Annotated in this window: 6 protein-coding genes; 5 read left to right on the plus strand and 1 reads right to left on the minus strand. The window is 65.1% G+C overall.

Annotation, left to right across the window (positions count from 1 at the left end):
• The first annotated feature begins 92 nt into the window (after window positions 1-92).
• The 5 genes from ptsP (at window position 93) to clpB (ending at window position 8,206) form a co-directional block, all read left to right on the plus strand.
• On the plus strand, window positions 93-2,354 hold the full coding sequence (ptsP, locus tag AWJ14_RS07510; RefSeq protein ID WP_066176950.1) for a phosphoenolpyruvate--protein phosphotransferase: 2,262 nt from the start codon (window positions 93-95) through the stop codon (window positions 2,352-2,354).
• Between the two features lie 9 nt (window positions 2,355-2,363).
• Window positions 2,364-3,449, plus strand: coding sequence for a peptide chain release factor 1 (prfA, locus tag AWJ14_RS07515; RefSeq protein ID WP_066176951.1), 1,086 nt, complete (start codon window positions 2,364-2,366; stop codon window positions 3,447-3,449).
• Entirely contained in the window at window positions 3,436-4,335 is a 900-nt protein-coding gene (prmC, locus tag AWJ14_RS07520) for a peptide chain release factor N(5)-glutamine methyltransferase (protein ID WP_083220121.1), read from the plus strand. The genes prfA and prmC overlap by 14 nt, the downstream gene beginning before the upstream one ends.
• Window positions 4,336-4,629: 294 nt before the next feature.
• Window positions 4,630-5,337, plus strand: a complete 708-nt coding sequence (locus tag AWJ14_RS07525) for a DUF4167 domain-containing protein (RefSeq protein WP_066176954.1) — start codon at window positions 4,630-4,632, stop codon at window positions 5,335-5,337.
• A 250-nt stretch (window positions 5,338-5,587) separates the two neighbouring features.
• Window positions 5,588-8,206: an ATP-dependent chaperone ClpB gene (gene clpB, locus AWJ14_RS07530; protein WP_066176956.1), complete on the plus strand. Its 2,619-nt coding sequence runs from the start codon at window positions 5,588-5,590 to the stop codon at window positions 8,204-8,206.
• A gap of 87 nt (window positions 8,207-8,293) precedes the next feature.
• Here clpB and AWJ14_RS07535 read toward each other — a convergent pair whose 3' ends face one another.
• Window positions 8,294-10,243 (minus strand): M23 family metallopeptidase, encoded by a 1,950-nt coding sequence (locus AWJ14_RS07535; RefSeq protein ID WP_066176958.1) that lies wholly within the window; start codon window positions 10,241-10,243, stop codon window positions 8,294-8,296.
• Between the last annotated feature and the right edge of the window lie 339 nt (window positions 10,244-10,582).

The following is a 10,582-nucleotide window of genomic DNA, read 5'->3' on the forward strand; positions in this document are numbered from 1 at the left end:
AAAAGCCGAAGACTGACCAGCCCCGGAGGGGTCCGGGGACACGGGCGGAAGCGATTCCGGACCGGTCATGTGAATTGGGAGTTGGAAGCGCGATGAGAGACCTTTCAGCAGGTCCGCGCGTGCTTCTCAGGCGGCTGCGCGAATTGATGGCGGAGCCCCTTGAGCCGCAGGAGCGCCTTGACCGGATTGTCCGCCAGATCGCGGCCAATATGGTGGCCGAAGTGTGCTCGTTTTATGTGCTGCGGGCTGACGGCGCTCTCGAACTCTTCGCCACGGAAGGCCTGAACAAGGACGCCGTCCACCTGGCCCAGTTGAAGATGGGGCAGGGCCTTGTCGGCACGATCGCGGCCAGCGCACGCTCGCTCAACCTGTCGGAAGCGCAGTCCCACCCCGCCTTTACCTACCTGCCGGAAACGGGCGAGGAGGTCTACAACTCCTTCCTGGGCGTGCCGATCCTGAGGGCCGGACGGTCGCTCGGCGTTCTGGTGGTGCAGAACAAGGCGCACCGCAAATACCGCGAGGACGAGGTCGAGGCGCTCGAGACCACGGCGATGGTTCTCGCGGAAATGATCGCCACCGGCGAATTGAAGCAGATCACCCGCCCGGGGCTGGAACTCGACCTGAGTCGCCCGGTGACGATCGAGGGCGATGCCTATGGCGACGGGATCGGGCTCGGTCACGTGATCCTGCACGAGCCGCGGATCGTGGTCACGGAGCTGCTCAACGACGATAGCGAATCGGAACTCAAGCGGCTCGAGGAAGCGCTCGGCTCGCTCAGGGTGTCGATCGACGACATGCTGTCGCGTCGCGATGTCTCGATGGAAGGCGAACACCGGGCGGTGCTCGAAGCCTACCGGATGTTCGCGCATGACCGCGGCTGGGTGCGCAAGCTCGAGGAAGCGATCCGCAACGGGCTGACCTGCGAGGCGGCGGTGGAGAAGGTGCAGAGCGACACCCGCGCGCGCATGATCCACATGACCGATCCCTATCTGCGCGAGCGGCTGCATGATTTCGACGATCTCGCCAACCGGCTGCTCCGGCAGCTGACGGGCTTCGTGCCTGGCGGCGCCGGACTGCCGCAGGACGCGATCATCGTCGCGCGCGCCATGGGCGCGGCCGAACTGCTCGATTATCCGCGCGAGGCGATCCGCGGGCTGGTGCTGGAAGACGGCGCCGTGACCAGCCATGTGGTGATCGTGGCGCGGGCCATGGGCATTCCGGTCGTGGGCCAGGTGATCGGCATTGCCTCGCTTGCGGAGAACCGGGACACGATCATCGTCGATGGCGAGGACGGGTTCGTGCACCTGCGCCCGATCCAGGACATCCAGAACGCCTATGCGGACAAGGTCAGGTTCCGCGCCAAGCGGCAGGAGCAGTTCAGGGAACTGCGCAAGGTCAAGCCGTGCACCCGCGACGGCCAGGACATCACGCTGCAGATGAATGCGGGCCTTCTGGTCGACCTGCCGCAGCTCAAGGAATCGGGCGCCAGCGGCATCGGCCTGTTCCGTACCGAATTGCAGTTCATGATCGCCTCGACCATGCCCAAGGTCGAGGAGCAGCAGACGCTTTACCGCAACGTTCTCAGGGAAGCCGCCGGCCGGCCGGTGACCTTCCGAACCCTCGATATCGGCGGGGACAAGGTCGTGCCCTATTTCCGCTCGGCGGAGGAGGAAAACCCCGCCATCGGCTGGCGCGCCATCCGGCTTTCGCTCGACCGGCCGGGTCTGTTGCGCACACAACTGCGCGCCCTGCTCAGGGCGGCGGCAGGGGTCGAGCTCAAGCTGATGTTGCCGATGGTGACGGAAGTCAATGAATTGCGGCAGGCGCGCGAATTGCTCGACAAGGAGGTCCGGCATCTGTCGCGCTTCGGCTACCAGTTGCCGCGCAGCCTCAAATTCGGCGCTATGCTTGAGGTGCCGAGCCTGCTGTGGCAGCTCGACGAGTTGATGGAAGAAGTGGACTTCGTCTCCGTCGGCTCCAATGACCTCTTCCAGTTCGTCATGGCCGTGGACCGGGGCAATTCGCGCGTGTCCGACCGGTTCGATCCGCTTGGGCGGCCGTTTCTTCGGGTGCTGCGCCAGATCGTGGTCGCGGCCGACAAGGCCGGCACTTCGCTGACGCTGTGCGGCGAGATCGCGGGCAAGCCGCTCTCGGCGATGGCGCTCCTGGGGCTCGGCTATCGCAACATCTCGATGTCGCCGTCCTCCATCGGCCCGGTCAAGTCGATGCTGCTGTCATTGGATCTCGGCAAGCTGGAAGCGGAACTGCTCCCGATGATCGCCGAGACCGAAAGCGACAGGCCCGTGCGCGAGTTCCTGACAGATTTCGCGAACGCCAATGGCGTGAACCTTTAGGATCAGACCATGGCGCGATTGCCGATACAGAAGATCAACGAACTGGAACGCCGTTTCGACGAGGTCGAGGCGCGCATGTCCGCGGGCCCGGACGCAGAGACCTATGTGAAGCTCGCTTCGGAATATTCGGAGTTGCAGCCGCTGGTGGGCGAGATCCGCGCCTTGCACAAGGCGCAGGCGGAACAGGCCGATCTCGAGGCAATGCTTGCCGACCGCTCCACCGACCGCGAGATGCGCGAACTGGCCGAACTCGATCTCAAGGAAGTCCGCGAGCGGATCGAGGCGCATGAGCACAGCATCGAGATCATGCTCCTTCCCAAGGACGCCGCCGACGAGCGCAGCGCGATCGTCGAAATCCGTGCCGGCACCGGCGGCTCCGAGGCCGCCCTGTTCGCGGGCGACCTGTTCCGGATGTATGAGCGCTACGCCTCCGCGCAGGGCTGGAAGGTGGAAGTGCTGTCGGCCAGCGAGGGCGAGGCCGGGGGATACAAGGAAGTCATTGCCACGGTCACCGGCAAGGGCGTGTTCGCGCGGCTCAAATTCGAGTCCGGCGTGCACCGCGTGCAGCGGGTACCCGAAACCGAATCGGGCGGCCGCATCCACACATCGGCGGCGACGGTGGCGGTGCTGCCGGAAGCCCAGGACATCGACATCGAGATCCGGCCCGAGGACATCCGCATCGACACCATGCGCGCTTCCGGCGCAGGCGGCCAGCACGTCAATACCACCGATTCGGCGGTGCGCGTGACCCATCTGCCCACCGGCCTGGTGGTCACGTCCTCGGAAAAGTCCCAGCACCAGAACCGGGCCAAGGCGATGCAGGTGCTGCGCTCTCGCCTGTTCGACATGGAGCGGCAGAAGCTTGACAGCGAACGTTCCGCCGACCGCAAGAGCCAGGTCGGTTCAGGCGACCGTTCCGAACGGATCCGCACCTATAATTTCCCGCAAGGGCGGGTGACCGATCACCGCATCAATCTCACGCTCTACAAGCTCGACCGGATGATGATGGGAGAAATCGACGAAATCGTCGATGCGCTGATCTCCGACCATCAGGCGGGGCAGTTGGCGACGCTCGGCGCGCATGACCGCGCCTGATCTTTCGGTAGCAACCACTGTCAGTGAAGCGTGGCGCATGCTTCGCGCGGCATTCCGCGCGGCCGGCCTCGAGACGGCCGATCTCGATGCGCGGCTTCTGGCAGCAGGCCTGACCGGACTTGAGCCACACCGGATCGTTACGGGTTGCGCGGACCCGCTCACGCCCGCGCAGGCGCAGGCACTGGCGCGAGCCATGGCCGAGCGGCTCGGCGGCCGGCCGGTTCACCGCATCCTTGGGGCCCGCGACTTCTACGGACTGACCTTCGCGCTGTCGCCGGCGACGCTCGAGCCGCGTCCCGATACCGAGACGCTGGTCGACGCCGTGCTTGCCTTTGTCCGCGCCAGGGTCGCCCGGTACGGGACGTGCCGCATCGCCGATCTTGGAATCGGAACCGGGGCGATCGGCCTCACTTTGCTTGCGGAATGTCCGGGTGCTCAGTGTCTGGGCATCGACCTGTCCGCCGAGGCGGTTTCGACGGCGCTCGCCAATGCCCGGTCTCTGGGTCTCGCGGGGCGCTACGCCGCGGTGGCGGGCAACTGGTTCGAGGGCATCGACGCGCACTTCGACCTGATCGTGTCCAATCCGCCCTATATCCCGACGGCGGATCTGGCAACGTTGACGCGCGACGTCACCGAGCACGATCCGATGCTGGCGCTTGATGGCGGGGCGGACGGTCTGGCGGCTTACCGCGCCATTGCCGCACAGGCCGGCGAGCGGCTTGCCAAGGCGGGACTGGTGGCGCTTGAAATCGGAAGTGGCCAGAAAGCCGAGGTGGCAGGACTGTTTGCCGCGCGCGGTTTTGCCCTTGAGGATGTGATCGCCGATCTGGGCGGCGTCGACAGGGTTCTTTTGTTCACGTTCGGGGGTGGCGGGAGGGGGGATTGATCCGACTTTTCGGGGGCAGGCAAGAAAAGGCTTGGAATTGCAAGCAAACATGGCTAGTTTCCGGGGCAGCGCCGGATAGCAAGTCTTGAAACAGATTCGATCCGACGGCTCGGTTCCGGGACCTCGCCTTTTTGACGGCGGGTTCGCAGGACAGCCTCTGGCGCGGGTATCTGCATTTGGACCCATAACGGTGACGGGATCAGTGGACGATCCTTTGTCGCGGCGCAACCTGCGATCCGGATTCGGCCAGTGCGCCCAACAGTTTTTTCAGGAACACAATCAGGTGACTTTCGAATGAGGCCAGGACAGCAAAACAAGCGTGGTCGCGGACGCGGCGGAAACAATTCCAATAACGGTGGCAACCGCAAGGGGCAGAATCCGTTATCGCGTACCTATGACAGCTCCGGTCCCGATGTGAAAATTCGTGGCACTGCCCAGCATGTGGCGGAAAAATACATGAATCTCGCTCGTGATGCACAGAGTTCCGGCGACCGCGTCATGGCTGAAAATTACTTGCAGCACGCCGAGCATTACAACCGCATCATCCTGACCGCCCAGGCGCAGATGCAGGAGCGGTTTCAGCGCGACGAAGCCTCGTCGCAGAACCAGGATGACGACGACCGCGAGTCGGACGACGACACCGATACCGTTTCCTTCGACCAGCGCGGTGGCGGCAACGACCAGCAGCCCCGCAGCGAGCGCCAGAACCAGGATCGCGGCGACCGGAACGATCGCCAGCAGGAACGCAACGAGCGCCGGGAGCGGCCCGCGCGCGCGGAACAGCCCTCCAGCAAGCCGGCCTTTGACGCCGACGCGCCTCAGCCTGTGATCGAGGGCGTGCCGGCGGAAGTGGCAATCAACCAGGAAGGCGCCGACGGCGAGGCGGCTGCACGTCCCGCGGCGAGGCGCCGCGGCCGACCGAAGCGGGTGCGCACCGAGGACGCGGCTGCCGGCGGCGCTTCCGGCGAACCGGCTGCGGCCGAGGCCGTCGCCGTCGAGTAACCACCTGTTGCCCGGCCCAGAGCCGAAGCCCCGGTTGTCCGCAGCCGGGGCTTTTTTTGCTTTCCGGGCCAGGACGTAAGGTCAGGGCCAGGGCTTCCGGTGGCCCGCGTCTTTTTATCGCCCGCCAGGTCTTTTGCGCGCGCGCCGACATACCCATATCTGCTCTATCAATCAGGCTTGCCGCAGACGGGAGCCTGTCCGGACCCACTGTCCCGCGCCGAAAAGGGCGGGTCATGTAAAGGAGCAGACCATGAATATCGAAAAATACTCTGAGCGCGTTCGCGGCTTCATTCAGTCCGCCCAATCCTATGCGCTCGCCGAAGATCACCAGCAGTTCATGCCCGAGCACCTGCTCAAGGTGCTGATGGACGACGATCAGGGCATGGCGTCCTCGCTGATCGAGCGCGCCGGTGGACGTCCCGCCGATGTGCGCCTCGCCACGGGGGCCGCCATCGCAAAGCTGCCGAAGGTGGTTGGCGGCAACGGCCAGCTGTACCTCTCGCAACCCGTCGCCAAGGTGTTCAACACCGCCGAAGAAGCTGCGAAGAAGGCCGGCGACAGCTTCGTCACGGTCGAACGGCTGCTGCTTGCGCTGGTGATCGAATCCTCGGCCGCCACCTCGAAGATCCTCAAGGATGCCGGCGTCACCGCGCAGGGACTCAACCGGACCATCGAAGAGATCCGTAAGGGCCGGACCGCCGACAGCGCCGGCGCCGAACAGGGATTCGACGCGCTCAAGAAATATGCGCGTGACCTGACCGCCGCCGCCCGCGAAGGCAAGCTCGATCCGGTGATCGGCCGTGACGACGAAATCCGCCGCACCATCCAGGTTCTGTCGCGCCGCACCAAGAACAACCCGGTGCTGATCGGCGAGCCGGGCGTGGGCAAGACGGCGATCGCCGAAGGCCTGGCGCTCCGGATCGTCAATGGCGACGTGCCCGAATCGCTCAAAGACAAGCAGTTGATGGCGCTCGACATGGGCGCGCTGATCGCCGGTGCGAAGTATCGCGGCGAATTCGAGGAGCGGCTCAAGGCCGTGCTTTCGGAAATCCAGGCCAATGCCGGCGGCATCATCCTGTTCATCGACGAGATGCACACGCTGGTCGGCGCCGGCAAGGCCGACGGCGCGATGGACGCCTCCAACCTGCTCAAGCCTGCTCTTGCCCGCGGTGAACTCCACTGCGTCGGTGCGACCACGCTCGACGAGTACCGCAAGCATGTCGAAAAGGATCCTGCGCTCGCGCGGCGGTTCCAGCCGGTGATGGTGGAAGAGCCGACCGTCGAGGACACGGTCTCGATCCTGCGCGGGCTCAAGGAAAAATACGAGCAGCACCACAAGGTGCGCATCAGCGATTCGGCGCTGGTGTCGGCCGCCGTGCTCTCCAACCGCTACATCACCGACCGGTTCCTGCCCGACAAGGCGATCGACCTGGTCGACGAATCGGCGGCGCGGCTGAGGATGCAGGTCGATTCCAAGCCCGAGGAACTCGACGAGCTTGATCGCCGCATCATGCAGCTCAAGATCGAGCGCGAGGCGCTGAAGCGGGAAACCGATCAGGCCTCGAAGGACAGGCTCGAGCGTCTCGACCGCGAACTCTCCGACATCGAGGAGAAATCCGACGCGCTGACGGCCAGATGGCAGGCGGAAAAGCAGAAGCTCGGCCTTGCCGCCGACATCAAGCTCAAGCTCGAAGCGGCCCGCAACGACCTGGCGATCGCCCAGCGCAAGGGCGAGTACCAGCGCGCCGGCGAACTGGCCTATTCGGAGATCCCGGCGCTCGAGCGGCAGCTCGCCGAAGCCGAGGCCCAGGGCGAAACCGATTCGTCCGGCATGGTCGAGGAAACCGTGACGCCCGATCACATCGCCCATATCGTCTCGCGCTGGACCGGCATTCCGGTCGATCGCATGCTTGAGGGCGAACGCGACAAGCTGCTCCGGATGGAAGACGAGATCGGCAAGCGCGTGGTCGGCCAGGGCGAAGCGGTGCAGGCCGTTTCCAAGGCTGTGCGCCGGGCGCGCGCCGGGCTGCAGGACCCGAATCGTCCGATGGGCTCGTTCATCTTCCTCGGCCCCACCGGCGTGGGCAAGACCGAGCTCACCAAGGCGCTCGCCGAATTCCTGTTCGACGACGAGACGGCGATGGTGCGGCTCGACATGTCGGAATACATGGAGAAGCACTCGGTCTCCCGGCTGATCGGCGCGCCTCCCGGCTATGTCGGCTATGACGAAGGCGGCGCGCTCACCGAAGCCGTGCGGCGCCGGCCCTACCAGGTGATCCTGTTCGACGAGATCGAAAAGGCGCATCCGGACGTCTTCAACGTGCTCTTGCAGGTGCTCGACGACGGGCGTCTGACGGACGGGCAGGGCCGCACGGTCGACTTCCGCAACACGCTGATCGTCATGACCTCGAACCTGGGCTCGGAATACCTGACTGCGCTCGGTGAAGACCAGGATGCGGACGCGGTGCGCGACGAGGTGATGGCCGTGGTGCGCGGCGCCTTCCGGCCGGAATTCCTGAACCGGGTCGACGAGATCATCCTGTTCCACCGGCTGCGCCGGTCGGAAATGGGCGCGATCGTCGACATCCAGCTGGCCCGGCTCGGCCGGCTGCTGGCCGATCGCAAGATCGATGTCGCGCTCGACGACGAGGCCCGGGTGTGGCTGGCCGATAAGGGCTACGATCCTGCCTATGGTGCGCGTCCGCTGAAGCGGGTGGTGCAGAAATACGTGCAGGACCCGCTGGCCGAGAAGATCCTGCTCGGCGAAGTCGGCGAGGGCGCCCATGTCAAGGTCAGCGCAGGCTCCGACAGGCTGGTGTTCGCGGTCGATGGCGCGCAGCCGGCCGAGCGGCAGGGCGAAGCCGCCTAACCAGGCCGTGCCCTGCGACATTCAAGGCGGGTCCTTCGGGACCCGCCTTTTTGCGTCCGTGAAAAGCGTCCGCAAGGGGGTGCCCGGTCAGCGGCTTGCGAGTTCCTTGTTGGCGACCTCGATGCCGAGCAGCGTATTGATGCGGTCGCGTTCGCGCGCGAACATCGCATAGGCATCGTCCTTGAGCGACTTGCCGTCGGGCAGGCGGATGCGCATGGGGTCCACCTTGTTGCCGTTGACGATCAGTTCGTAGTGGAGATGCGGACCGGTCGACAGTCCGGTCGAGCCGACGGTGCCGATCACCTGGCCCTGGCGCACGCGGGCGCCCGGCACGATGCCCTGGGCGATCGTGTTCTGGTGCGAATAGCTCGATTCATAGCCGTTGGCGTGGCGGATGATGGTCTGGCGGCCATAGCCGCCCTTGTCCCAGCTCGCCTTTTCCACCACCCCGTTGCCCGCCGCGATGATCGGCGTGCCGCGAGGTGCGGCCCAGTCGACGCCGGTGTGCATGCGCGAATATTTGAGAATCGGATGGCGGCGCATGCCGAAGCCCGAGCGGAACTTGCCGTTCGGGACCGGATTGCGCAGCAGGAACTGCTTGGCGCTGCGGCCTTCCTCGTCATAATAGTCGATGGAATTGTCTTCGGGGTGCTGGAACCGGTAGAGCCGGATCGAATTCCCGCCGAACTTCGCGTTCACGAACAGGAGTTCGGAATCCTTGGTCACGGTGCCGTCGTCGTCGGCCACCGAGAAAAACGCTTCCAGCGTGTCGGTCGGGCGCAAAGGCGACTGGAAATCGACGCTGCTTGCCAGCATCTTGATGATCTGCTCGATCATGTCGCCCGACATGCCGTAGGTGAGGCCGGCGCGGTAGATGCCGTCATAGATATTGGGCAGGTCGCGGGCGGTGGCCACCGGAAGTGCCGAATCGTCGAAGGCCGAGCGGATCGCCGGCGTCGGCGGCGGCTCGCTGCCGATCACGTATCCGTTGCGATCCGAGAGCGCCACGGTGATCACGTGGCTGGTCTTGTGGTAGACGCTCAGGCGGATGATGCGGGCGCTCTCGCCGGTTTGTTCGACGCCGATGCGGACGACCGAATTCTCTGCGATCTTGTCGACATTGATCTCGTCGCCGAGCGTGGCGGCCGCAGCCACATATTGTTCCTCATCGTAACCGGCACCTTCGAGGATGTCCGACAGCGGCGCCGGCTTTCGCACCGGCACAATGTCGTCGACATACTCGGTCCGGTCCTCGGCGCTGGGGGAATAGGCGGCCACCGAGACGTTTTCGGCGATCACGCGTGCGTTCAGGCTGGCGCTGAAATCGAGGTCGAAGCGGTTGGACGCGAACCGCCGCGGGTCGACATAATTGAGGGAGGCGAGTTGCACGGTGCCATCGGTCAGCACCGACCCGTTGGTGCGCACTGTCTCCTCGGCCTCGTCGAGCGTCATGGATGCCGCGAAGGGCCGGCCCGGAGCCTCGAGCGGAAAGTCGGAGGACCGGAGGCTGATTTCCGAATCCACATCGGCCCCATAGATGACGCCGGTGCGTACGCTGGAGGCGGCCTCGACATCGCCGGCGGAAAAGATCTTGAGCGGATCGAAATGCGGATAGGACTTGGCCGCCGCGGACGGATGGTTGGCCGCAAGCGCGATCTTCACATGGGCAAAGGGTTGCCGCCGCACCACGTCATGGTCGCCGTCGCGCACCATGGTCGATACTTCCATGATGGCGCGGTCGACCGGCTTGGCGGTGACCACCGACTGGACCAGCCGGGAGCCTTTCTCCACCGAACCGGTGACCGCGGCATTCAGGTCGGCGGCGGCCAGCGCCTCGGCGGGGATCGCCAGCTGCTCGCGGCCCTCGAGCGCACCGAACAGGGCCACGCCCATCAGAAGGCTCGAGGTAATCCCGGTCATGAAGGTGCCGGAGAGCCAGCGCAGCGAGATCTCGCGCTTGTCCGGGGGCTTGCGGCCACCGGCCAGCAGTGGCGGTTGATCGCCCATCTGCCGTGCAAGGAACTCGTCGTTTGGCATGGGTCCTCCGGTTGTCGGCGGCGCCGGCGCCTATGGCGCGCCGCCGCCTTGAAGGTGTGCCCTGCTCGCGGGCCTTGTGTCAATTCCGAAGCCGGCGCGGGGCCGGTGCTATAGAACGCGGGGCAGGGCATCAAAGCCCCACACCAGCGGGTTTCCTTCTTCTAGAGCAAATTCCGGCGGCGATAAGGCAAAAGGCCGCAAACTCCCTCTTTATATAGGACCTGCGCCGCTTTGCCCCGGGGCTGAAACGGGGCGGGCGGAACAATCGACAAAAAATCACAGAATTATGAAAAACCCTGTTGACTCCTGGCGTGGGAGGGACCTATAACCCGCTCACAC

The organism is Parahoeflea olei (assembly GCF_001703635.1).
GTDB classification, from domain to species: domain Bacteria; phylum Pseudomonadota; class Alphaproteobacteria; order Rhizobiales; family Rhizobiaceae; genus Hoeflea; species Hoeflea olei.

What these genes read in the sequence shown, in the direction of transcription:
- ptsP (WP_066176950.1), top strand. Translation starts at nt 93, where the DNA reads ATGAGAGACCTTTCAGCAGGTCCGCGCGTGCTTCTCAGGCGGCTGCGC.
- prfA (WP_066176951.1), top strand. Translation starts at nt 2,364, where the DNA reads ATGGCGCGATTGCCGATACAGAAGATCAACGAACTGGAACGCCGTTTC.
- prmC (WP_083220121.1), top strand. Translation starts at nt 3,436, where the DNA reads ATGACCGCGCCTGATCTTTCGGTAGCAACCACTGTCAGTGAAGCGTGG.
- AWJ14_RS07525 (WP_066176954.1), top strand. Translation starts at nt 4,630, where the DNA reads ATGAGGCCAGGACAGCAAAACAAGCGTGGTCGCGGACGCGGCGGAAAC.
- clpB (WP_066176956.1), top strand. Translation starts at nt 5,588, where the DNA reads ATGAATATCGAAAAATACTCTGAGCGCGTTCGCGGCTTCATTCAGTCC.
- AWJ14_RS07535 (WP_066176958.1), bottom strand. Translation starts at nt 10,243, where the DNA reads ATGCCAAACGACGAGTTCCTTGCACGGCAGATGGGCGATCAACCGCCA.